General features: G+C 36.2%; 20 protein-coding genes. 19 read left to right on the top strand and 1 reads right to left on the bottom strand.

Features of this window, described 5'->3' with window-relative positions; all coding sequences use genetic code 11:
- The first annotated feature begins 3 nt into the window (after positions 1 to 3).
- The 4 genes from JOC34_RS07040 (at position 4) to JOC34_RS07055 (ending at position 4493) form a co-directional block, all read left to right on the top strand.
- Positions 4 to 789, top strand: a complete 786-nt coding sequence (locus JOC34_RS07040) for a dihydroorotate dehydrogenase electron transfer subunit (RefSeq protein WP_205136050.1) — start codon at positions 4 to 6, stop codon at positions 787 to 789.
- On the top strand, positions 789 to 1706 hold the full coding sequence (locus tag JOC34_RS07045; protein WP_205136051.1) for a dihydroorotate dehydrogenase: 918 nt from the start codon (positions 789 to 791) through the stop codon (positions 1704 to 1706). The genes JOC34_RS07040 and JOC34_RS07045 overlap by 1 nt, the downstream gene beginning before the upstream one ends.
- A 45-nt stretch (positions 1707 to 1751) precedes the next feature.
- Positions 1752 to 3143 (top strand): allantoinase AllB, encoded by a 1392-nt coding sequence (gene allB, locus JOC34_RS07050; protein ID WP_205136052.1) that lies wholly within the window; start codon positions 1752 to 1754, stop codon positions 3141 to 3143.
- Positions 3144 to 3533: 390 nt separating this feature from the next.
- Positions 3534 to 4493 (top strand): formylglycine-generating enzyme family protein, encoded by a 960-nt coding sequence (locus tag JOC34_RS07055; protein WP_205136053.1) that lies wholly within the window; start codon positions 3534 to 3536, stop codon positions 4491 to 4493.
- Positions 4494 to 4871: 378 nt separating this feature from the next.
- Here JOC34_RS07055 and JOC34_RS07060 read toward each other — a convergent pair whose 3' ends face one another.
- Positions 4872 to 5681, bottom strand: a complete 810-nt coding sequence (locus JOC34_RS07060; protein ID WP_205136054.1) for a sulfite exporter TauE/SafE family protein — start codon at positions 5679 to 5681, stop codon at positions 4872 to 4874.
- Positions 5682 to 5826: 145 nt separating this feature from the next.
- Here JOC34_RS07060 and JOC34_RS07065 point away from each other — a divergent pair, with 145 nt between their 5' ends.
- The 15 genes from JOC34_RS07065 to JOC34_RS22090 all read left to right on the top strand — a co-directional run bounded on the left by JOC34_RS07065 (position 5827) and on the right by JOC34_RS22090 (position 24337).
- Positions 5827 to 6711, top strand: a complete 885-nt coding sequence (locus JOC34_RS07065) for a LysR family transcriptional regulator (RefSeq protein WP_205136055.1) — start codon at positions 5827 to 5829, stop codon at positions 6709 to 6711.
- Positions 6712 to 6918: 207 nt separating this feature from the next.
- Positions 6919 to 7416, top strand: a complete 498-nt coding sequence (locus JOC34_RS07070) for a PTS sugar transporter subunit IIA (RefSeq protein ID WP_205136056.1) — start codon at positions 6919 to 6921, stop codon at positions 7414 to 7416.
- Positions 7417 to 7482: 66 nt separating this feature from the next.
- Positions 7483 to 8313, top strand: a complete 831-nt coding sequence (locus JOC34_RS07075; RefSeq protein ID WP_205136361.1) for a PRD domain-containing protein — start codon at positions 7483 to 7485, stop codon at positions 8311 to 8313.
- 555 nt (positions 8314 to 8868) lie between these two features.
- The gene (locus JOC34_RS07080) at positions 8869 to 10410 is read left to right on the top strand and encodes a PTS transporter subunit EIIC (protein ID WP_205136362.1); all 1542 of its coding nucleotides are present in this window, start codon (positions 8869 to 8871) and stop codon (positions 10408 to 10410) included.
- A gap of 16 nt (positions 10411 to 10426) precedes the next feature.
- A complete protein-coding gene (locus tag JOC34_RS07085) occupies positions 10427 to 11770 on the top strand; it encodes a sulfatase family protein (RefSeq protein WP_205136057.1) in 1344 nt (447 codons plus the stop codon).
- Positions 11771 to 12275: 505 nt separating this feature from the next.
- Entirely contained in the window at positions 12276 to 12455 is a 180-nt protein-coding gene (locus JOC34_RS07090; protein WP_205136058.1) for a hypothetical protein, read from the top strand.
- Positions 12456 to 12928: 473 nt separating this feature from the next.
- Positions 12929 to 13861, top strand: a complete 933-nt coding sequence (locus JOC34_RS07095; protein WP_205136059.1) for a phosphotriesterase family protein — start codon at positions 12929 to 12931, stop codon at positions 13859 to 13861.
- Positions 13862 to 13871: 10 nt separating this feature from the next.
- On the top strand, positions 13872 to 14525 hold the full coding sequence (locus tag JOC34_RS07100) for an orotidine 5'-phosphate decarboxylase / HUMPS family protein (RefSeq protein ID WP_205136060.1): 654 nt from the start codon (positions 13872 to 13874) through the stop codon (positions 14523 to 14525).
- A 148-nt stretch (positions 14526 to 14673) separates the two neighbouring features.
- Positions 14674 to 15642, top strand: coding sequence for a sugar kinase (locus JOC34_RS07105; RefSeq protein WP_205136061.1), 969 nt, complete (start codon positions 14674 to 14676; stop codon positions 15640 to 15642).
- A gap of 240 nt (positions 15643 to 15882) precedes the next feature.
- Entirely contained in the window at positions 15883 to 16719 is an 837-nt protein-coding gene (locus tag JOC34_RS07110; RefSeq protein WP_205136062.1) for an L-ribulose-5-phosphate 3-epimerase, read from the top strand.
- A gap of 313 nt (positions 16720 to 17032) precedes the next feature.
- The gene (locus tag JOC34_RS07115; protein ID WP_205136063.1) at positions 17033 to 18085 is read left to right on the top strand and encodes a 2-keto-3-deoxygluconate permease; all 1053 of its coding nucleotides are present in this window, start codon (positions 17033 to 17035) and stop codon (positions 18083 to 18085) included.
- The gene (locus tag JOC34_RS07120) at positions 18054 to 18695 is read left to right on the top strand and encodes an L-ribulose-5-phosphate 4-epimerase (RefSeq protein WP_205136064.1); all 642 of its coding nucleotides are present in this window, start codon (positions 18054 to 18056) and stop codon (positions 18693 to 18695) included. The genes JOC34_RS07115 and JOC34_RS07120 overlap by 32 nt, the downstream gene beginning before the upstream one ends.
- 47 nt (positions 18696 to 18742) lie before the next feature.
- On the top strand, positions 18743 to 21115 hold the full coding sequence (locus JOC34_RS07125; protein WP_239544168.1) for a phosphoketolase family protein: 2373 nt from the start codon (positions 18743 to 18745) through the stop codon (positions 21113 to 21115).
- A gap of 441 nt (positions 21116 to 21556) precedes the next feature.
- Positions 21557 to 22492, top strand: a complete 936-nt coding sequence (locus JOC34_RS07130; RefSeq protein WP_205136065.1) for a sugar-binding transcriptional regulator — start codon at positions 21557 to 21559, stop codon at positions 22490 to 22492.
- 1095 nt (positions 22493 to 23587) lie between these two features.
- Positions 23588 to 24337, top strand: a complete 750-nt coding sequence (locus JOC34_RS22090; protein WP_205136066.1) for a helix-turn-helix domain-containing protein — start codon at positions 23588 to 23590, stop codon at positions 24335 to 24337.
- Positions 24338 to 24356 lie beyond the last annotated feature (19 nt).

The raw sequence follows: 24356 nt of genomic DNA on the forward strand, positions 1-24356 counted from the left end.
GTCATGAAAGTAAATAAATTAGAAGTACTGTCAAATGTTCAAGTCAGTGAACGATATTGGCATATGAAATTGGAAGCATCTTCAATTTTGGAGCCAGTCAAACCGGGCCAATTTTTTAATATAAAATGTGCTGAAGCTGATTCACCTTTTTTAAGACGCCCTTTCAGTATTTATCGCATGAATAAAGCAGAAAAGACCATTGAATTTCTATATCTTATGAAAGGTCAAGGTACATTTAAATTAACCGATGTTGTTGCTGGAGAAAAGGTTGATATGCTTGGGCCATTGGGAGAGGGATTCACACTGGGTAAAACATGGGACACAGTATTGTTACTTGCAAGGGGCGTAGGAATTGCGACATTGGCGGCACTTGCCCAAGAAGCAGTGGAGAAGCATGTGAAATGTATTGCCATACTAAGTGCTAGAACCAATAATGACCTACTTGCTGCGGAGATGCTGCAAGGACTTGGGGTACAAGTGATTAAAGTCACTGAAGAAGATGGGACGAGTGATGTAAGCAACGTACATCGATTAATTGAACAACTCTTGATTGAAAATGATATTAAGGCTACGTTTACTTGTGGATCAAAACGTCTATCGAAGTTATTACAAAAAATCTCAAAGAATCATGGTCTTCCAGGCCAAATTGCTTTAGAAGAACACATGGGATGTGCGATGGGAGTTTGTTATGCCTGTGTATGTGATATTAAAGAGGAAAATGGCATTAATTCTGTCCGGGTGTGCAAAGAAGGGCCAGTGTTTAACTTGGAGAAGGTGGTATTAGGATAATGGAGAGCTTGAAACTGGATGTTAAAATCGGTGAACTAAAATTAAAGAACCCTATCATGCCAGCATCAGGCGCATTTGGTTTTGAAATGGAATCATTATTTGATTTTAATCAATTAGGTGCGATTGTTCCTAAAAGTATAACAAAGTACCCGCGAGGAGGAAATGCTACTCCAAGAGTATGCGAAGTAACTGGTGGCATGCTGAATTCAATTGGTATTCAAAGTAAGGGTTTACCTTATTATCTGAAAAACATTTTGCCTCAATATGAACAATATAATACGCCACTTATTGCTAGCATCTCAGCAGATTCTGTGGACGAGTTTGCTGAGATGTCAGAGATCATAAGTAAAGAAAAATGTGTATCCGGCATCGAATTGAACATCTCATGTCCTAATCTAGAAGGTGATGGCAAAGCGTTTGGGATGGATGCCGAATTATCCTATCAGCTTATCAAAAAAGTAAAAGCAGTAACAAATCAATCTATTATTGCTAAACTTACACCAAATGTAACTAGCATTCAGGAAATTGCGCTTGCATGTGAGAATGGAGGGGCAGATGGATTAAATGTTGCCAATACCATGTTGGCAATGGCAATTGATATTCATACACGGAAGCCAAAAATAGGGAATGTCTTAGGTGGTATTTCCGGTCCAGCTATCAAACCCATTATCGTTCGGTTGATCCACCAGGTACGAAAAGTAACGGAAATTCCGATCATCGGATGTGGTGGTGTCATGAATTGGGAGGATGCTATTGAAATGATATTAGCCGGTGCGAATGCCATACAAGTCGGAACAGCGAACTTCATTAACCCATTGTCTATGATGGAGATATTGGAAGGAATAAAGAGATATATGACTACTTATCAGATTGAAGACATAAATGATCTGGTCGGTAAGACCGATATACCTGTTTAAAGAACAGTAGTTTCTAAATGGGTATTACATAAGGGGGACTGTCCAATGAAATGGGATCATGTAATTGAAAATGGAGAGATTGTAACGGAAGAGGCTATTTATCAAGCAAATATATACATTAAAGCGGGGAAAATTGCTTCTATATCAGCTGATAAACTAGATGGAGAAGCAAAAGAAATAACAGATGCTAAAGGTTTATATATATTACCTGGATTAATTGATACGCACGTTCACTCGAGAGACGGCGGGGCAACTTATAAAGAGGATTTTTATCATTCAACCCAAGCAGCTGCAGCGGGTGGCATTACAACGTTGTTTGAAATGCCAAATACAAATCCACCTATAAATAACGCAGAAAACTTTAATAAACAAGTAGAAAATTTAAAGAAGAAAGCCCATGTCGATTTTGGATTATGGGGAATTTGTTTAGGTGATTTAAATATAAATGAACTTCAAGATTTGAATGAATTAGGTGTTATCGGTTTTAAATATTTTTGGGGCTATGCAGTTAATAAAAATACATATGGTTTAATTTACAACTATGTAAAGGGAATGAAGGATGTTATTCCACCTAGTAATGATGGAGAAGTTTATCAGATGATGGAAGAAGTAGCGAAAACAGGGAAAACATTTGCTATTCATGCGGAGAATAGTGATTTAATAAACTATTTAACTACAAAAGTGAAGAAAAAAGGTAAAAGTGATTATGAGACTATTTTAGCGTCTAGACCTAATTTAGCTGAGGAATTAACAATCCAAACTGGAATTGCAATGGCGAAAAAGACCGGATTAAGGTTGCACATACTTCATGTCAGTACAGCAGAAGGTGTTGACTTAATTAAACGTGCACAAGAAGAAGGCTATCCAATTACGGCCGAAACCTGTCCACATTATTTATTTTTAACAAATGAAGATTACGATAAAATAGGCCCTGCAATGAAAGTATATCCGCTTGTGAAATATAAAAAAGATCAAGATAGATTGTGGGAAGGGATCAAGGAAGGCACACTTTCTTTTGTCTGTTCGGATCACGCACCACACACGCCGGAGGAAAAAGAAGGGGATTTATGGAATGTTCCTGCAGGCATGTGCGGCGTTGAGACGCTTGCACCTTTAATGCTAAATGCTGTATCAGATAAAAAGATTACATTTCAAAAACTTGTTTCGTTGCTTTCAACTAATCCAGCTAAGCAATTTGGGGTTTATCCACAAAAAGGAGCACTTCAGGTTGGCTCCGATGCTGACCTAACAATAGTAGATATGAACAAGCAAGCAATCATTAAAAAGGAAAAACTGCATAGCAAAAGCAAAGTAACAGCTTATGACGGGGTACAAATAAAAGGGATGCCTGTTATGACCATAGTAAGAGGTACAATAGTGATGAAAGATGGACAAATTTATGCTGAACCAATTGGAAGTTTAATTACTCCTAAATAAAACAAGATTATCAGATTAAGAATATATCGGCATTATCTAAGATATTTTGCAATAGAAAACGGGTAATATGGCATAGGTGTAAAGGAAATTACACCTGAAGCGATAATGACACCTATGGTTGGAAAGATGTAGGATATTTAGCATCAGATCTACCATCTAATCAGGCTGATTTTAATGTTTCAGACGCTTATGGGAAAAGCTTCATAAAATGGGATCATCAAAAAATGCTAACAGATCGGTGGTTTGTCTTGATTTAGCAAAGCAGCGTTTTATTATCGTTTCAATTAGAAAGTATAGACAGTATAATAGGCTATATATATATGTCCTTGTAATAATCGAACTAATTCAAATGTTTTTTGGATATATTAATAATAGTTGAATAGGAGTGTCATGATGTACTCAGATAAAAAAAGTAATTGTTGCAGTGTTAGTAGATCCTTAATAAATCAAACATCATCTTCTAGGGTAAAAGAAGTTACTGCAGTTGATTCAATTAAATTTGAGGATAAAATGGTATTTTTGACTGGTGGAGATTTTATTATGGGGACAGATAGTGATGAAGGATTCCCATTAGATGGTGAAGGACCAAGACGTAATGTGAGAATTAATCCATTCCAAATGGATAGTTATGCCGTAACAAACGAGGAATTCAAACAATTTGTTAATGATACTGGTTATATAACCGAGGCTGAGGCATTTGGTTGGTCGTTTGTTTTTGAACATTTTTTACCCCTTAATAAGTCCAGTATTATCCAACAACTGCCGGGAACCCCCTGGTGGTATGCAGTTAAAAGTGTTAACTGGTATCAACCAGAAGGGGAAGGGTCCAGTATTGTAAATAGAATGGATCATCCAGTAATACATGTATCGTGGAATGATGCAATAGCTTTTTCAAATTGGGCTGGGAAACGACTACCAACAGAAGCTGAATGGGAATATGCCGCAAGAGGTGGTTTAATACAGAATATTTACCCATGGGGTAACGATTTAACTCCTAATGGAATACATCTTTGTAATATATGGCAAGGTGAATTTCCTAAGAAAAATACAAAAGAAGACGGATATGTTGGAACTGCACCTGCAAAATCCTTTCCTCCAAATAATTATGGATTATACAATGTTTCCGGGAATATCTGGGAGTGGTGTTCGGATTGGTTTACTAATTCACATCATAAATCAGTACAAGTAAATCCGAAGGGCCCCGATAAGGGGGATTCTAAAGTAATGCGTGGGGGATCCTATCTTTGTCACAAATCTTACTGTAATCGATATCGCGTTGCTGCACGTAGTTCCAATACGCCGGACAGTTCAACCGGGAATCTTGGATTTAGATGTGCAAAAAACGCTTGACAGTTTATTACTCAGGCTCTCGTTTCACCCCCTTCATGACCTCACTTTATAAGATCTTACCCAATTTTTAAATGGGGTAGAACTGGGCAGATTGTTTTTTCCGTCAGCGATGAACATCCAGGATCCTCATACAAATACTAGGTGACAAGCTGTATTTTAAATGCTTCACTTACTACATTTGGTCATTAAAACAGCCCCGAAAGTTAGATTTTCTATTCTGACTTTCGGGGTTGGTACCGATGGAGTTTTTTATTGCTTGAATTAGTTTCTTGATAGAACAAGATCCAAAGAGTTAATTTAGTAATGTTTGTTGTCCTTAATAACACTTGGTTTCTGACTCACCTGGGCTTAAATTCATAAAAAAAGAGCGACGAAGTTTCAACCAAAGTACATGCGAAATCCTATGATGATTAATAAGAATGAAAGCATTTGCATAATGATTTTTCCGGGAATCTTTTGTGCTAGCAAGACACCAAGTTGAGAACCAATAATAATACCAACTCCACCCCATGCTACAAGTGTCCAATCGATGTTACTGTAGAAAATTTGCGATATAACACCAAAGGAAGAGTATATGCATAGGGAAAAAATAGAAGTTGCTGTTGCAAAATGGGTAGGCATTTTGAACAAATAGATGAGAATGGGGACGAGTAGCCATCCTCCGCCAATACCAAGGTAACTAGATAACACCCCCATCAGAAAACCGAGTGGAATGAGCCACTGTGCTTTAATACGTATTTTGTCTTCATGATCGTCATATATAAGATCTGAATGTGTTGCGCCTATTTGATTTTCTGTTTCTTTTATTCGTTGGCTAAAAGGCAGATTTTTTGCAAATAGAAAAATGCCCAAAAGCATCAGAACCGTTGCAAAAACGATATAAAAATAATCGGAAGCATAAACTTGTAATAACCAAACGCCTAAAAAAGAACCGGGTAAAGCCCCAATTCCAATGAGTATTCCTACGCGGTAATTAATTTTGTTTTGTTTTGTGTATCCGACAACACCTGACAAAGAATTAATTAACACGATGACCAAACCTGATCCAGCTGCAACTGCAGGTTCCACTTTTAAAAGCAATAGAAGAGCCGGCACAAAGATGAAGCCACCTCCTGCCCCGACAATTGTTCCATATCCGCCTGCAATAATTCCTATAATTAAAAGGAAAAATATGATAGTGATGTCCATTACGCTGTCTCCTTCATGATGGTGTATATATTTAAAACTATCAAGAAAGAACGGAAAAGTAAAAGTCTATTTTATTATAGGGTATAATTAAAAGTAATGACTTCGTTTCATATACATGAAAAAAAATAAGGAAGTGAATATCGCTTTGAATATAGAAAGTTTACGAATGTTTTGTCGCGTAATAGATGAAGGTAGTATTAGTAAGGCAGCGCGGCTAGGATATGTCACACAGCCAGCCGTTACGAAGCAAATTCATCAGTTGGAAGCACGATATGATGTTTTGTTATTCGAACGTACAGATGGAAAGCTCATTCCAACAAAAGCGGGAAAGACATTATATCCGTTTGCAAGAAACATTATCGAAACCTTTGGACAATCGCAAGAAGCAATTAAAGAGGTAACTGGGAATGGGGAAGTCGTTTTATATGTAGGAGCAAGTTATACTATTGGCGACTATTTGTTACCTAAATTAATGAGGGACTTTCAGGAAAACTTTCCTAAATATAAATTTAATTTGACGATCGAAAATACGCCTAACATCTTGTCGAAATTAGATAGTAAGGAAATAGACATCGCGTTAGTTGAAAGTGCTGTCAATAATAGTGAATTGCTTGTTGAACGATTTGCTGAAGATGAATTATTGGTTGTATTGCCTTCAAACCACCCTTGGCAAGATAAAGAAGCGGTAACAGTTAACAAACTAATGGGAGAAAGAATGATATGGAGAGAAGCAGAATCGGGTACACGGTTGATCGTTGAAAATGCATTGAAAGAAATGGGAGTGTCGGAAAAAATTAAAACATCCATGGAACTTGGTAGTATACAATCCATTAAAAGTGCTGTTGAGGCCAATTTAGGTATAAGCATTTTACCTAAGCTAACAGTTGAAAGGGAGCTTCAATACGGAATATTAACGAAGGTTAGCATTGCTGATCTTAGCATCACCCGTGATTTGTGGATGGTGAGAAAACCACAACGCTTCAGTAAGGAAGTTTTAACCCATTTTGTAGCTTTTATGAGAAGTAAATAGCAATTATGACGAATGCGATGGAAGATTCCACGATTGAAGTTTTTTTCATTTACAAATTTGAGATGATGAGGTACTATCTAATTTAGAGTCTTTAAAAAATAAATAATGAGGATTGTGACTGGGAAACCCAGGCAAGACCTACTTTCAGATAAACGGCATTTATCTGGGGGCAGGTCTTTTTATTTTTGAGAAGAAGGGGATAAGTAAATGTTCAAGAAATTATTTGGCAAAGAAGACAAAAATACGGGCGAAACGTGGGTCTCTCCATTATCAGGTAAAGTAATTTCTATCGAAAAGGTACCTGATCCCATGTTTGCCGAAAAAATGTTAGGAGATGGGATAGCAATTGACCCACTTGATGGCAATGTGGTTTCACCGGTCGAAGGAGAAATTATTCAAGTGTTCCCTACCAAACATGCCGTTGGAATAAAATCAAAAGGCGGAGTAGAAATACTTATTCATGTTGGCTTGGAAACTGTTGAATTAAAAGGGGAACATTTTGAGAGACATGTACAAGCAGGTGATCATGTACAAGCGGGTGACTTATTAATAACGTTTGATTACCAGGAGGTTAAAAAGAAAGTGAAAAGTGTCATTTCTCCTGTTATTATTACAGATAGTACCCATGTTAGAAACCTGAAAACGGAGAAAGAGATCCAAGCGGTTTCCGGTAAAACAGAAGTTGTTAGCTATGATGTGGATTAACTTTTTAATCTTAAAATAATCATTATTATTTCAAGTAGTTTATTTGCAAAGGAGGTTGGAAGGATGATGAGAATAAATCGTGTTCTAAATAATAATGCTGTCGTCATTAAAGCCGGCGATACTGAAAAAATTATATTGGGCCCAGGCATTGCTTTTCAGAAGGGCAAGAATGATATCATTAGTGAAAGTAAAGTTGAAAAGGTATTCATTTTAAAAGAGGGAAATAAAAAATTTGAAGAGCTATTAAAAAACGTACCTGAAGCGCATATATTACTAGGAGAAGAAATTATTAGTTATGCGGAAGAAAAACTGGGAGTTGACCTTAATCACCATATCCACATTTCCTTAACGGATCATTTATCTTTTGCAATTGAAAGAACTGAAAAAGGAATTGTTGTCAAAAATAAATTAACGAATGAAATTAGATTATTATATGATGATGAATTTCAAATTGGATTATGGGCTATTTATCGCGTGAAGGAAAAAATGGGAATTGAACTTTCTATTGACGAAGCCGCACATATAGCTGTTCATATTCATACGGCAAAAATGCAGTCCACAAATGTGGAGGAAACAATTAATAAAACGGTTATTGTACTAGATATGGTAGATATTATCTCCAGTTACCTGGAAATAGAAATAGATAAAAAAAGTTTATCTTACCAACGGTTGATTACACACCTTGAATTTGCCATTAACCGTTTTTATAGTGATGAGCCGTTTCATCAACTTGATGAGGAAATGATGATAATGATAAAGCGAAAACATGACAAGGCTTTCTTATGTGCACATCATGCTGCGCAGTTCGTTCAAGCGGAATATGATATGAACTTTCCAGATTCTGAAGTAGCCTATATTGCTTTACACATTCAAAGATTAATTGAAGATAAAAAATAAGGTATTTGACATCCATTGTAAAAACGCTTACTATAATAGCAAAAAGTTAAATAGAAGAAGGATTGTTACTGGTAAAGCAGGCAAGACCTAAAATGAATGAGGCCGATCATAATGTCTTTGTTCCTTTTAGGTTATTTATGTTTTTACAATTAAATATCGTGGGATTGTGACTGTAATGGGCAAGACCTAAAATCGCTAAGGATATTATACTACTTTAGTCATTTTAGGTCTTTTTTGTTTTCTAAAGGAAAGGGGATGATTCAGTTGCACCAAGACTTATCAAAACAAATGATTGACGGGGTTGGCGGGATAAAGAATATCCGCGACGTTTCACTTGACGGTTCAAGAATATCGATAAAAGTAGCGGATAACGATGTGGTAGATATTGACTCACTAAAACGATCGGAATCTGTCTATGGTGTAGTGAACCAGTCAGATGAAGTAGAACTGATATTAGGCAAAAAGGCTTCTTTTCAAGTTTATAAGCAGCTTGAACAAGAAATCAATCAACCGTCCCCAAAAAATACATCTCAAAACGAAAAGGAGAAAAGCAAAATGTTCGATAAAATGTTCAGTAAGTTTCAGACATTCGGGAAATCCATTATGTTACCCATTGCTGTGCTTCCAGCAGCAGGTCTATTACTAGGAATCGGAGGTGCTTTTTCAAATCCGGCAACGGTCGAAAATTACCCATTCCTTGATGTTAGCTGGTTACAGGCTTTGTTTGTCATCATGTCATCAGCAGGCCAAATCGTTTTCTCAAACCTTCCAATCATATTTGCGATAGGTATTGCTGTCGGTTTAGCTAGATCCGATAAAGGTGTCGCTGGATTAGCTGCCGTACTATCGTATTTTGTAATGAATGCTTCCATTAATGCAATGCTTGAAATTACGGGTAAGCTTGCTACAGAAGATATATCGTCAGCTGGTCAAGGGATGGCGGTAGGAATTCAAACGTTAGAATCCGGGGTATTTGGTGGGGTTCTTGCGGGTTTATTAACAGCGTTTTTACACAATAAGTTTGGAAAAGTACAATTACCGCAGTTTTTAGGATTTTTTAGTGGATCACGTTTTATCCCGATTATAACTGCAGCAGTTTCCATTTTTCTGGGAATGGCCATGTTTGTTATATGGCCACCGATTCAGTCAGGAATTGCTAGTATGGCTGATTTAGTAGACAAAACAGGCTATTTTGGTACATTCCTATTTGGCTTTATCGTAAAGTTACTAGGACCACTTGGTTTACATCATGTTTTTTACTTACCATTTTGGCAGACCGGATTGGGCGGTGTTATGACCGTTGGCGGAGATGTTATTCAAGGCGCCCAAAATATTTTCTTTGCCCAACTCTCTGACCCCAATGTAGAACATTACTATGTTGGCACATCAAGATTTATGAGCGGTAAATACTTTCCAATGATGTTTGGTTTATTAGGAGCAGCACTTGCGATGTATCATACTGCAAAACCTGAAAATAAGAAAGTCGTAGGCGGGCTTTTATTTACTGGTGCATTGACATCATTTTTAACTGGAATTACCGAACCACTTGAATTTACTTTCTTATTTGTTGCGCCACTTCTATTTTTTGTTCATGCTGTATTCTGGGGTATTTCATATATGATCGCCCATATCCTAAATATAACAATTGGAATGACATTCTCAGCAGGGCTGATAGACTTTACATTGTTTGGAATTATGCAAGGAAATGATAAGACAAATTGGATTTTAGTTCCGTTAGTTGGAATTGCGTTTTTCGTAGCATACTATGTCGTGTTTAGATTTTTAATAAAAAAGTTTAATTTTAAAACACCTGGCCGTGAAGAAGAGACTGTGGAAGAAGTTAATGTCGCTGGTTCAGATAGGGCAGATGCCATTATTACTGCGCTCGGCGGTAAAGCAAACATTCAGGATGTAGATAATTGTGCGACTCGCTTACGTGTTACCGTTAAAAATGGTGAAGTTGTTTCCAAAGATGGCTTAACGAAATCTGGAGCTAAAGGTGTATTTGTCAAAGGTAGAGGCGTTCAAGTGATTTATGGTCCACATGTAACGATTATTAAAACAGAAATAGAAGAGGAATTAGAATCACATGAATAATAGGAGGAGACTAGATATGAAGAAACCAAATATTATTTTTATGATTACGCATGATACAGGAAGATATTTAGGGGCATATGGGCATGAAGTAGATTCACCTGAGTTAGATAAGTTAGCTGAACATGGGGTTAAGTTTGACCAGTATTTCTGCCCTGCACCACAATGTAGTCCAAGCCGCGGGAGTATCTTAACTGGTGCTTACCCGCATAATAATGGTTTGATTGGCCTAGCACATCTTAATTTTCATATAAGTGAAGGAACCAAAACAATGCCAGGTGAATTGGGCAAAAATGGATATGAAACTACTTTAATTGGTTTTAGCCATGAGACAATTGGTGAAGAAGCACTTGGTCTATATAGCTCAACAAATAAATTAGGCTATCAACGATATGAACCGGTAGAGGGGTCACGTGCTCCACAAGTAGCAGATAAAACAATTGAATTTTTAAATGAAAAAGCTGATAGTGATGATCATCAACCCTTCTTTGTTAACGTTGGTTTTTGGGAAACCCATCGATCATTTGACGAGTATGAACCCTATGCAGATGACATAAATGATATTGACGTATTAGAATATCTACCTGATACACCAAACATTCGTAAAGATCTCTCCCAATTTCATGGGTCTGTAAAAGTGCTTGATAAAGCTGTAGGTAGAATTATAAAGACGCTGAAAGAAACAGGACTAGAAGATAATACAATCGTTGTGTTTACTACGGATCACGGAATTGCCTTTCCAAGAGCGAAGGGATCATTGAAGGATGCGGGTCTGGAAACAGCACTTATGTTCTATAGTCCTAAATTATTGGGAAGTGGTCGTATCATCAATGATATGTTATGTAACATTGATATGATGCCAACGATTTTAGAGTTAACAAATACTCCTATCCCGGAGGGCATAGATGGGAAAAGTTTTGCATCATTATTGCGAGGTGAGTCTACTGTGATTCGTGATGAATTCTTTTGTGAACTAACTTGGCATGATAAATATCATCCGATGCGGGGGATTCGAACAAATGATTACAAGTATGTAAAAAACTTTGAAGAGGGTCCAGCCGTCTATATGCCAGTAGACATCCATAGAAGTTTATCCGGACCAGACGTGAGAGAAGACTTTTACGTTCCAAACCAACCTGAAGAACTGTACGATTTGAAGAAAGATCCCATGGAGTATAATAATGTTATTGATCATCCTGCCTATCAAGAAATGGCAAAACAATTACGGGAAAAAGTAAGTAACTGGATGAAAAATACGGAAGATCCGTTACTAGGTGAAGATAAGATACCAGGCATTGAATCCAAAAAATGGGCAGAAGAAACACGTAAAGGAAACACATATGAAGCAATGAAAAATAAGTAGTGAAGGGACTAGTGAGACGATACGATGTGTTTATCAGTAACCGTGCAGCATATACATTTCCGTACGGTTTTTCTAAGATTTATTCTATAATAAAGATACCTTCTTTACTCCTTTTTTAGCTGAAAATGTGCTTTAGTTAGTTATCCTTTTATGGTTAGATCAGCTACACTTGGTAAGTGATCAAAGTATTTATTTTAATCATTTTTATGCAGATTTTATGGTTAAGAGGTGCGATATTGGTTATTTCAAGAACGTTGGCAAACCAAATTGCAGTAATGGGAATGATAAATAGAGGGCAAGAAACAATCATGGACAGGGATCTCATCTATTCAATCTTGAAGTAGTAGCGGAATTAGCCACGCTTTCCCAAGTTAAAGCTCGAACAGTACCTGTTTTAATGACTAACAAAATGAACAGAGACAACCAGTTGGCGAACTAACTTTATAATGGTCTAAATAGAATTCCCGGTATTAAGATGAACTCAGAACAGTGTCAGAGTAATATTATGTCTATTGAAGTTGTAAAAGAAGGATGGAATGCTGACCAATTAATAGAAAAACTGAAGGCAAATGACGTTTACGTAAAGAAAATTGGTTTGAAAAAGGTACGTATGGTGACTCACTACCAAGTTTCAAGACAGGACATAGATAAAGTATTAAAACAATTTCAATTCATTTTGGGATAAAAAACTATCTGAATAGCAAACTTCAAATATTGAAACATAAGAGAAAACCGTGCCAAAATAATTGGCACGGTTTGTCTCATTGTTGTGCCTAGCATGGGCGTCGTGAGTCCCGAACTGTGAAGGTAGAAGTAAGAACTAGCTTAACGCAAGAGTGTCCATGGCGACGTGGAATCTAAAGGAAGCGAGCTGAAGGTAAAAAGTGGCAGAGATCATTCGAGAATGATCATAAATGACAACTGTTTACCACCACACATCTTTTGGAAAAGCTATACAAAGAACAATAGCCAGATCCAGATGCTTAGGAATAATAAATTTCTAAAGATTAAACATCCATAACATTTAATCTTAGAAAAAATATAACTTTTTTGAAAAAAGTGTTTTGTAAACGCTGTTTTTATGTTATAGTGAATATATTGTTAACATATGTCCACTAAGATGCACATATGTTCAAAAAAAACAGGAGGGATTATCTAATGGCAAAAGGAAAAATAAGAACAGTATTAGGTGATATTGACGCAAAAGATTTGGGATTTACAATGGCTCATGAGCATATCCTAACGAAACCTTATGGTGGAGGAGAAAAAGACAATAAGGATCACATTTTAGACGATTTCCCTAAAGCAATACAAATGTTGGAAGAATTTAAAGAAATTGGTGGTGGAGCTATTATCGAAGCAACGCCAGAATCTTGGGGGCGCGACACACCCGGAATGTATCTCGCTTCGAAAGAGACTGGTGTAAATGTGGTTGCTTGTACTGGGTACATGAACCAAGATAGTGGTATGACAGAAAAAGAAGACCACCTAACCATTGATGATATTGCCGACAGGATGTACAACGATGTAACAAAAGGAATGGATGGAACGTCAATTAAAGCAGGTTGGGTTAAATGTGGTGCATCATACAATCATATTACTCCAAACGAAGAAAAGGTAATGAGAGCTGGTGCAAGAGTTGCTACTGAAACAGGTGCTTGCATGCATTCTCATACTACTTCGGGAACAATGGGCATTGAGATTTTAGAAATACTAGAAGAGGAAAACTTTGATCTAAGTCGCATGATTCTTGCTCATATTGATAGATTCCCTGACCTATGGTATCACCGTAAATTGCTAGAAAAAGGTGCTAATCTTATTTATGATGGACCAGGTAAAGCTAAATATTATCCAGACCAATTACGTGTTGATTTATTAAAACAATTAGTTGAAGACGGTTACGAAGATCAGATTATGCTTTCCAATGATATGGGAAGAAGATCCCACCATAAAGTATATGGATATGGGCCAGGATTTAACTGGATTAAAGAACGTTTCTTACCAAGGTTACTTGATGAAGGACTTAGTCAAGAAGTGCTTGATAAGTTTATGATTCATAACCCTGCAAGAGTTTATCAAATGAAAAAATAGAGGTGCCAAAATGAGCAGACCAAAATTACAATTAGCTTTAGATAATCATGATTTGTCGAGTTCTTTAGCTGCTGCTCAAAAAGCCCAATTACAAGTCGATGTGATGGAAGTGGGCACGATTCTGGCTGTAGAAAATGGAATCAATGCGGTTCATATTATGAAAAGTCTATTCCCAGACCATATCGTGTTAGCGGATATTCGCATTATTAAAGCCGGAGGGAAATTGGCGAAATTGGCCTTCGAATCCGGCGCTGATTGGGTAACGGTCATGAGTGACGCTTCAAATGAAACGATTGAAGCAGTAGTTAAGGAATTAAAATTGCATGGAAACAAAGATGTTCAGATAGAAATAAATCAATCCTTTACAAGCGAACAAACCGAATACTGGCGATCTTTGGGGATTACTCAGTTAATTTATCATCGTTCTAATGAGGTGGTAGAGAAAGAAGTAAAGTGGAGCCCAGAAGTCATCAACGAACTAAAGAATTTAGCAGATATAGGGTTTCAATTGAGTATAACCGGAGGATTATCTGTTGACGAAATTAAACTATTTAAAGATGTTCCGGTTTATTGCTTTATTGCCGGAAGGAGAATCGCTAATTCCTCTGATCCTTTTCAGGCGGCGAAAGAGTATAAAGAAGAAATCATTCGTGTGTTTGGATGATGAAAGTACTACTGATGCAAACAATGCAATTAGGAATCTATGAAAAGGCGTTACTGTTATTTACTTTTAAAGCGTTTTCATTACAAGGTTAAATTATGAATAAATGATTATTAAAGTGAAAATATGCCAAGAAAAGGAGGCCGAGATGTTGGAAAAGCGATTTGATGTTACTACTATTGGTGAAGGAAGCATCCGTTTATCCGTTGGAGAAGGACGTCGTTTAAACACTGCTAGTGAATTTCAAGTTGGTATTTCTGGAGCTGAAGCGAATGTGGTTGGAGGATTATCTCGATTAGGTTGGAAAACAAGCTGGATAAGTTCTTTGCCTGAAACACCTGTTGGAAAACGTATTAGAAATGAATATCGCTCCCACGGAATTAATGTGGAAGGAATATACTGGTCACAAGGTTCAAGAGTTGCTACATTGTTCGTAGAATATGCAAAGCAACCTAGGTCAACAAAGGTTATTTTTGATAGAGAAAACACTTGTTTTACAAAAATAACTTCTGAACAAGTTAATTGGGAATACTTATTAGACTCTAAAATTATACATTTAACTGGTATAACAGTTCCGTTATCAGAAAACACATTACAGATTGCTAGAGAAGCCATTGAAAAAGCTCATAGAAATGATGTTAAAGTGAGTTTTGATGTTAATTATCGTAATAATCTGTGGTCGTCCAAGGAAAAAGCATGCAACACTTTACTACCAATGATCCAAAATGTAGAAATTCTATTTTGTAATAAGAGAGATGCACAAACTGTATTTAATTGCAGTGGAACGGATGAAGAAATTATAAAAGAGCTTCAAATCTTATCGAATGCCAATAAAGTGGTTATGTCTAGAGGTTCTGAGGGAGCGATGGGCTTGGAAAACGGGAAAATTTACTCAGAGCAAGCCCGTGATGTAGTTATTATTGATAGAATTGGAGCTGGCGACGGGCTTGCTGCTGGCGTTTTACATGGTTGGTTACAAGGAGATTTTGCCAAAGGGTTGAAATATGGAATGGTCACTTCAGCTTTAGCATTAAGTCAATATGGTGAAATAGTAAATACAAATGTGGAAGAATTAAATCAGTTACTAGGTGAAAAAAAACCAGATGACATTGTTCGATAAAATAACAGGAAAAATATTAGAAGGTTAAAGTATGTACTTTTTTGGGAGATATTGTTACAAAGAGATGGCATTCATAATGGGACATGAGCACTTATTAACAAACTCACAGGGCGAGGGTGAAACCATCATTTAACTAGTGTAGATAAAGCTATTGGAATGTGTAAGGATTTCAAAAGGATTGGTGGGGGAACAATTATTGAAGCAACTCCGCAATCTTGGGGAAGGCGTTGAGAAAAGTTCATGACAAATATAAAAATTGGTGTTTATGAAAAAGCCCTTTCTGATGATACTGATTTATACCAACTATTGAAAGCAGTTGAGGAAACAAGATTTGATTACTTGGAAATTTCTATTGATGACTCCTCAGATAGATTGTCAAGATTAGAAATGTCTAAGTGTGAGAGAGAAAAATTAAAAGTTTATATGAGTGAAAAAGAGCTGTATATCTATTCTATTGTTTTAAGTGCGAACCGTTCATTTCCTCTCGGAAGCAAAGACCCTAACATAAGAAGTAGAGGCAAAGAAATTATACAAAAAGCAATTACATTCGCTTTTGACCTTAATATTCCTGTTATTCAACTAGCTGGTTATTATACATTCTTTTCAGATTCTCGAGATGGGAATGAGAGGGACCGATTTATAGAAGGACTTAAGGAGGTTAGTGACTACGCAGCATGGAATGGGGTTATGTTGGGACTTGAAAATATGGATGGCAAAGATATTTTATCTATAAAGGACTCTATAAATATTATAGAGGATGTAAAATCACCATGGCTTCAGTTATACCCTGATATTGGGAATCTAGTTGCGAACGGATTGTCTTTAACAGAGGAACTTAAGAATATTGTAGGTCGTACATTATGTATTCACCTTAAGGATACTCGAAGAGATGAGTTCAGAAGAGTTCCATTTGGTGATGGAGAGGTGGATTTTGAATTAGCAGGGGACTTGCTTCGTAAACAAGGATACCGTGGGAACTACACGGTGGAAATGTGGAATGATGGGGATAAGAACTCACTGAAAATTTTAGAAGAAACACTTAACTTTCTTGAAAATAAAATGAGATTTCAAAAGTAACAGTTAACTAAGCAGTGAACTGAACATTACAGAAAAGTAAATTAAAGTCATTCGATGGTCTCCGTATCGCGCATTACTCTTAGCAAAAAAAGAAGAAAGAGGGTGCTTGTTCACGTCAGGTGTTCCCAATAACTATATTTATGCGAAGTTTGTTTATAAAGTTTACTTTCAGGAAAATATATACTTTTGACTTAATAGTTTAGCGAATAAATAGTCTATTGTAGTATGAGCTGGAAGTAAATTTAACATCCATAATGCGATTAAATTGGATTTTAAAATAATACAAACTTGCTTAAAAGGAGAGTAAGTTGCTATGGAAATTAAAAAGACAATCGAAAAAATACCGGGGGGTATGGTAGTTGTTCCGTTATTCACGGCCATGGTTCTTAATACTTTTTTTCCGAGTTTCCTAAGGATCGGTGGTTTTTCTGAAGCATTATTTGTTGATGGAACATTAGTATTAATAGCCCTATTTCTTGTTTGTATCGGTGCACAACTTAAAATAACTAAAATTGGAAGAGCTGTCAAAAAGGGAACAACTTTACTATTACTAAAATGGGGCGTAGCAGCTGTTATATCAATGATTGCCTTTATTTTTATGGATGAAAATTCGTTGTTTCTAGGTTTAGCCCCAATTGCAATAATTGCGGCAATGTCAAATTCATCGGGTGGCATGTATTTAGCTATTTCAGGTGAATTCGGAAGTGAAGAAGATTTAGCTGCATATCCGATTTTAGCTCTCAATGATGGACCATTTTTATCGATGATAGCCCTTTCTATATTTGGTTTTATGGGATTTGTGGATGGGATATTCGGATTTACAGACTTCTTATCAGTTCTTATTCCAATCCTAGTTGGTGCAATACTTGGTAATCTAGATGAAGAGATGCGTACTTTCCTTTCAAAAGGGAGCGATATGATTATTCCATTTTTCTCTTTTGCAATTGGTATGGGGATTGATCTCTCATCTATTATAGACGGTGGACTTGTTGGAATATTATTAGGTGTCATGACTGTATTTATAACAGGTGGCCTAGCATATTTTGTTTATTCAAAAATCGGTTGGAATCCAATAGTTGGAGCATCTGAAGGTTCGACAGCAGGTAACGCAATTGCCACTCCTGCAGTATTAGCAGCTGCGAACCCAGCTTTTGCTGCTCAAGTAGAAATTGCAACTGTTCAAATAGCTGCTTGCGTGGTGACATCACTAGTATTATTACCTATTTTTATCACCTTTTTAGCTAAGCGATTGGAGAAAAAAGGAAAGTTAGTAAAGGGGGGTGACCCTAAAGATTTAATAAATAATAATAAAAATGAAATGGAGGGTGATCTAGGTGCTCGAGAAATTAAAAAAGGAAGTTTGTGAATTAAATAAACAATTAGTGAAAAATCAATTAGTTATGTGGACAAGTGGTAATGTTAGTGCGCGTGATCCACAAACAGGGCTTATCGTTATAAAACCTAGTGGAGTGTTATTCGATGAACTAACTCCTGACAAAATGGTTGTCGTAAATTTAGAAGGAGAAGTTATAGAAGGAACTTTAAAGCCATCAGTAGATACAGCCTCCCATTTATATGTTTATAAATATAAAAAAGATGTAAATGGCATTGTGCATACTCATTCTCCTTATGCTACGAGTTTTGCAGTAAGAGGTGAACCATTACCTATTTATACAACCACATCTGCAGCGGTATTCGGTAAAGAAATTCCAGTATCAGATTTTGCCTATATTGGCGAGGAAGAGATAGGTCAACAAATCGTTGAGAAAATAGGTGATTCACCGGCCATACTATTACGTAGTCATGGGATTTTTACTGTAGCGAAGGACGCATTGAGTGCTGTAAAGTATGCTGTTGTTTTAGAAGAAACTGCGCAAGTAGTTCATCTAAGTTTACTACGAGGAAATATAAAACCATTACCGAGTGACGTAATAGAAAAAGGATTTGATATTTATAAAAAAACATATGGTCAGTAGTTTTGTTAAATAATAAAAGTTCTATACCAGATGAAAGGAGTTTATTTATGACAATAGATTTTAACTCAGAGGAGTATTTGAAAAAAGTTGATGGTTGGTGGCGAGCTGCTAATTATATTTCTGTTGGACAAACGTTTATGAAGAATAATCCATTACTTCGGCGCGATATAGTTGCTGAAGATATTAAACGTAAACCAATCGGTCATTGGGGTACTATTCCAGCAGGAAATTTTGTTTATGCTCATTTAAATCGCCTCATTAATAAGCATGATTTAAATATGTTTTATATAGTAGGATCTGGACATGGAGGTCCAGTCATGAACACTTTTTCATATCTAGATGGAAGCTACACAGAACTATATCCTGATATTACTCAGGATGAGGAAGGTATGAAGAAATTTTTTCAACAGTTTTCATTTCCTGGCGGAATTGGTTCACACGCAGCACCTGAAACTCCTGGTTCGATTCATGAAGGCGGAGAATTGGGTTATTCATTGGCACATGCTACAGGAGCAATATTAGATAATCCCAATTTAATAGCGGTTCCATTTATAGGAGATGGAGAAACCGAAACAGGGCCTCTTGCAGCCGGATGGTTTGCAAATGTCTTTATCAATCCAGTTAATGATGGAGCAGTATTGCCGATAATTAATTTAAATGGAGCTAAAATATCCAATCCAACAATTTTAGCACGTAAATCCGATGAAGATTTAACAAACTATTTTAAAGGAATGGGCTGGGATCCGATTTTTATTGAAGGCGAAGAGCCGATGGAAATGCACAGGTTTGCAGCAGAAAAGTTTGATTATGCTATAAAAAAGATAAAAAGCATTCAGGAAAAAGCTCGTCAAAAGAGCGCAAAAGAAGCTAAACTCGAAAAATGGCCAGTAATTTTATTAAGAACACTAAAAGGTTGGACTGGACCTAAAGAATATGATGGAAAGAAAATTGAGGGAAGTTTCAGATCACATCAAATTCCAATACCAGTTACTCAATATAATATGAAGGACGTAAAAGTACTAGAAAAGTGGTTAAAGTCATACCGCCCCGAGGAATTGTTTACTGAAGAGGGTAAACTTGTGGATGAATTACAAGAAATTGCACCTAAACATGATAAACTTATGTCATTAAATCCAGTAACAAATGGTGGAAAAGATGTTCCATCAATAAAAATACCCAGTTGGAAAAATTATACTTTAGATATTGAAAAACCAGGTTTAATAAATGCACAAGATATGATTGAATTTGGAAAATTCACCCGTGATATTATTAAAGAAAACCTAGACACTTTTAGAGTTTTTGGTCCGGATGAGACAGCATCGAATCGCTTGCAAAAAATATTTGAAGCAACGGATCGTCAATGGTTAGAGCCGGTAGATTCTAATACTGATGAGTTTGTATCACCGGTTGGGCGAGTAATAGACAGTCAACTATCTGAACATCAAGCTCAAGGCTTTTTAGAAGGATATGTATTAACTGGAAGATATGGTTTCTATGCTAGTTATGAATCATTCTTTAGAATAACAGACTCGATGTTAACACAGCACTTTAAATGGATTAAGAAAACAGACGACTTCAAATGGAGAAAGCCCGTTCAATCATTGAACTTAATTGCTTCATCAACAGTATTTCAACAAGATCACAATGGTTACACTCACCAAGATCCTGGATTAATCACCCATTTAGCAGAGAAATCGCCAGAATATATCCGAGCCTATCTACCTGCTGATACGAATACGTTATTAGCAGTAATGGATAAAATGTTTAAGTCTGAGCACCTAATTAATTTAGCGGTCGCTTCTAAACAGGTGAGACCACAGTTTTATTCTGTAGATGAAGCTGAAGAGCTTGTTGAAAAGGGATTTAAAATAATCGATTGGGCTTCGACGGTAAAAAATGATGAAGAACCAGATGTAGTAATCGCTGCGTCAGGTACAGAGCCCAACTTGGAAGCACTCGCCACGATTAGTATCTTAAATAAAACTTTTCCAGGGCTAAAAATTCGTTTTGTAAATGTTGTTGATTTATTTAAATTACGCCATCCTAAAGTAGACCCTAGGGGAATTACTGATAAAGAGTTTGATTCTATTTTCACAACAGATAAACCGATTATATTTGCTTTCCACGCGTACGAAGGATTAATTCGCGATATATTTTACCGTCGCTCAAACAGAAACTTATACATTCATGGTTATCGTGAAGAAGGAGGTATTACCACTCCATTCGATATGCGCGTTTTTAGTCAAATGGATCGCTTTCATATGGCAAAAGAGGTAGCAGAACTGGTTTATGGACAAAAAGCTTCCGATTTCGTACAAAAAATGAATCGAACATTATGTTACCATCATGAATATATAGGAGTAAATGGCTCTGATATTCCGGAAGTGGAAAATTGGATGTGGGCTAAACTAAATAATTAGCGTTATTTTACCAATAAGCTCACAAATTTCATCTAGCTAAAATGTGAGTTTATTGGTTATAATCTAATTTAGGATCTAAAAATTTTTTAGAGAATTAGACGTGTATGAAACCAAGATATAGATGGAAGAATCGAGAATTACCTCTAGATCAATATATGTTAAGCATGTTACTATGATTTTGAGAGACTTGGAAAAACATATGGTGAAAATAATATATACATAGCATCCTTCTATGAACACTAGATTAATTTTGAAAGAAGGAGCAGTCATATCTGATATCCTATCTTTACTCAGTACTTATAAATGAAGAATATCTAGTAGTATCTCATGGCATGTTCATTTTATGTCATAATTAGTTTTACAATCAATGCCATAGCAACTGTTGAATTCAATGTAGTTTTATTGGTAAAAATATATATAGAAAGGAGTGAGGATGATATCATGGACGATAAAGAATACCGAATTATAAGAGTCGCTGAATTATATTTCAAACAAGGATATAGCCAGCAATCTATTGCTAATATACTAGGAATATCACGAACTACAGTTTCTCGCCTGATCAATGAGTCTAAGAATAAAGGAATTGTTAAAATTTATATTAATACACCTTACACTATTGATTATAACCTCTCAACTAAAATAAAAGAAAGATTTAAATTAAAGGATGCTTTAGTTGTTAACATAGAAGACGAGGATGAAACAATTACGCTGTCGCAAGTTGGGACTGTTGCTGCTAGTTTTGTAATGGCTTTACTAAAAAACGGAATGGTCGTTGGTATTTCTTTTGGAAAGCACATAAAACATGTTGTAGATGCCATGCCTGAAAATGAACTGGAGAACATAGAAGTTGTTCAACTTGTAGGAGCATTGGGTAGTGGTGATTCCAATGTTGATGGCCCTGTGCTAGCAATTAAACTCGCCAATACTTTACATGCAAAATATAAGTATATTAATTCTCCTGCTGTTGTAAGTGATGAGAATATTAAGAAAGCACTGCTTGAGCAACCACAAATTAAACAAACCTTTAGTTTAATAAACCAATGTAATATTGCGATACACGGGATTGGTAGTTTAGATGAAGAGAATTCAAGTATGCAGAGATCTGGATATATAGACGAACAACAAAGAGAAAAATACGCAAAGGCCGGAGCCGTGGGGCATGTACTCGGACATATGATTGATATTGACGGGAACATTATAAAAGAACAGGATTACCATACCATTGGCGCCCCACTCGATTTATTAAAAAATTTAGAATGGTCCATTGGAGTCGCTACGAATTCAATTAAATATAAGGCTGTAATAGCTGCGATTAATGGAGGATATGTTAATTGCCTTATAATTAATCGTTTACTAGCAAATAAGTTGCTTCAATAGGAATTGCTGAGCGCAGTCTAAAAACATGTTAAAACTAAACCATGGTGGAGACGTCAAATAATTTCGAACATAAATTGCAATATTAAATTTTATGATTTGCTCTCTAGGCCAAGGACTTCGCACATTGCTGATACCGAATAGATATGCCGTTTTTTTCAATTACTTCTATATTTCCCTGATCAGTGCGGCTTGCCTTTTAGTAAGGTCTAGCATTTTATATGCTTAGCCGCATTTATACTTGTAAAGAGAAACAGTCAACTTCCATTTCAAGTTGACTGTTTCTCTTTCCTATCTCAGATAACTCTTGTTCTTCAGGACTTCGATTGTCTTTCTCTTTGAAAGAACCAGATAACCAGACTGTTGAAATTGCGCAATCCATTTGTCTAAGGCAGAAGCAGTCAATTCATATTCACAAAAATTTCTTGTGGATTTTCTTACCCTCATACAAAGCAACAACCTACTTTTTAAATCGGTTGTAAATGTTCTATCTTTTTCTGGACATAGTAGATACTCTTCACTCGTTGTATATTATTCTGCTAGCCTTATCTTCAATGTTGGTATGGTGACAGAAATAATACAGTCATTCTTTAGCAGGGGTGCAGAGGCAATTGACTTGCTGGCGGATGCAGCGGGGATACTTTTGTTTGTTATCTTGTATGGTATTGTGAAGATGATTGGTATGAGAATAAGACATGTAAAGGAACCCGATCTGCAGAAAGAACATGCTCGAAGTCCCTATTGAAGATGGCATTGCTAACTTCTACTTTTATGGAGGAAGGGCAATGTGCTGTATGGATCGAAAATGGGTTCATCTATTTTATATTTGAGTATATCTTTTCCTTTTTTTCCTTCAGTAACAGCTACCAAAAATTCAGTAGCATTTTTCGACTATTTTTTGTGAATGGCATTTCCAACTGTCATAATTCAGGATAATAGATAGGTCACGCTTGAAACTGTGGGCATGGATTGAAATGATATTCTACTTTCGATAACAGTTAGTTGAGTATACAACATCAGCTAAAGTTTATATTTATCATGTTATGATATAAAGAATTAAAATGATCTATATAATAATTTTAATAAAGGTGATACTAGGTGAAAGATGATAACCATAACAGGCTAATTAATAATCATACTGGAATTACAAAACAGGAACTGCTGGAGGAAAGTCATCAATTTAGAGAGGATTTCCTTTGTGCTATTCAAAATTGTGATAGGGAAAAGCTAGAAAATTATAAAATGACCATGAATCACTTTTTAAAAGAAGATTCACTGGATATTTTCAAGCGGACGCCAGGCAATAAATTACGTTCTCTTAAAAACTTTCTTTTGTCACATAATACCCTTTACAGTTATAGTGCTGAAAAAGGCGGATTAAATGCTGCCAAATCTCATTATATTTCTGAAAAGTATTCCATTATGATCGAACATACCGATACAATTTCTGATCTGCACCACATTCATACGCTGATGGTTGATGAATATAGTGATCCAACGCTTCGTTTTCACAAGCCCGAAAGCTCCACCATTGTAGAAAAGGTGGAGGTGTTCATTGAAATTAACTTTTCGGAAAATTATACAGTAGAAGAAATCTCTCGGAAGCTGCATGTGCATCCGTCCCATTTAATGCGCGCATTTAAAAATGAAAAAGGAATCACTGTTAGCCTTTATCGTAATAGAAAACGAGTGGCAGAAGCTAAAAAACTGTTAAGTTATTCCAATCTTTCCTTAACAGATATAGCCATCATGGTAGGGTTTAATAACTCTCAATATTTTTCGAAAGTCTTTAAAGAAGTAGCTGGTATTTCGCCAAAAGTGTACAGGAAAAGTAAGTCTCAATCTTAGAATGCCAAAGTTGTACTTT

This window comes from Virgibacillus halotolerans, assembly GCF_016908515.1.
Classification (GTDB): Bacteria; Bacillota; Bacilli; order Bacillales; family Amphibacillaceae; genus Virgibacillus_M; species Virgibacillus_M halotolerans.

What these genes read in the sequence shown, in the direction of transcription:
- allB (WP_205136052.1), top strand. Translation starts at nt 1,752, where the DNA reads ATGAAATGGGATCATGTAATTGAAAATGGAGAGATTGTAACGGAAGAG.
- JOC34_RS07100 (WP_205136060.1), top strand. Translation starts at nt 13,872, where the DNA reads ATGAGCAGACCAAAATTACAATTAGCTTTAGATAATCATGATTTGTCG.
- JOC34_RS07055 (WP_205136053.1), top strand. Translation starts at nt 3,534, where the DNA reads ATGATGTACTCAGATAAAAAAAGTAATTGTTGCAGTGTTAGTAGATCC.
- JOC34_RS07040 (WP_205136050.1), top strand. Translation starts at nt 4, where the DNA reads ATGAAAGTAAATAAATTAGAAGTACTGTCAAATGTTCAAGTCAGTGAA.
- JOC34_RS07085 (WP_205136057.1), top strand. Translation starts at nt 10,427, where the DNA reads ATGAAGAAACCAAATATTATTTTTATGATTACGCATGATACAGGAAGA.
- JOC34_RS07080 (WP_205136362.1), top strand. Translation starts at nt 8,869, where the DNA reads ATGTTCGATAAAATGTTCAGTAAGTTTCAGACATTCGGGAAATCCATT.
- JOC34_RS07130 (WP_205136065.1), top strand. Translation starts at nt 21,557, where the DNA reads ATGGACGATAAAGAATACCGAATTATAAGAGTCGCTGAATTATATTTC.
- JOC34_RS07045 (WP_205136051.1), top strand. Translation starts at nt 789, where the DNA reads ATGGAGAGCTTGAAACTGGATGTTAAAATCGGTGAACTAAAATTAAAG.
- JOC34_RS07075 (WP_205136361.1), top strand. Translation starts at nt 7,483, where the DNA reads ATGAGAATAAATCGTGTTCTAAATAATAATGCTGTCGTCATTAAAGCC.
- JOC34_RS07060 (WP_205136054.1), bottom strand. Translation starts at nt 5,681, where the DNA reads ATGGACATCACTATCATATTTTTCCTTTTAATTATAGGAATTATTGCA.
- JOC34_RS07125 (WP_239544168.1), top strand. Translation starts at nt 18,743, where the DNA reads ATGACAATAGATTTTAACTCAGAGGAGTATTTGAAAAAAGTTGATGGT.
- JOC34_RS07115 (WP_205136063.1), top strand. Translation starts at nt 17,033, where the DNA reads ATGGAAATTAAAAAGACAATCGAAAAAATACCGGGGGGTATGGTAGTT.
- JOC34_RS07090 (WP_205136058.1), top strand. Translation starts at nt 12,276, where the DNA reads ATGTCTATTGAAGTTGTAAAAGAAGGATGGAATGCTGACCAATTAATA.
- JOC34_RS07070 (WP_205136056.1), top strand. Translation starts at nt 6,919, where the DNA reads ATGTTCAAGAAATTATTTGGCAAAGAAGACAAAAATACGGGCGAAACG.
- JOC34_RS07110 (WP_205136062.1), top strand. Translation starts at nt 15,883, where the DNA reads ATGACAAATATAAAAATTGGTGTTTATGAAAAAGCCCTTTCTGATGAT.
- JOC34_RS07095 (WP_205136059.1), top strand. Translation starts at nt 12,929, where the DNA reads ATGGCAAAAGGAAAAATAAGAACAGTATTAGGTGATATTGACGCAAAA.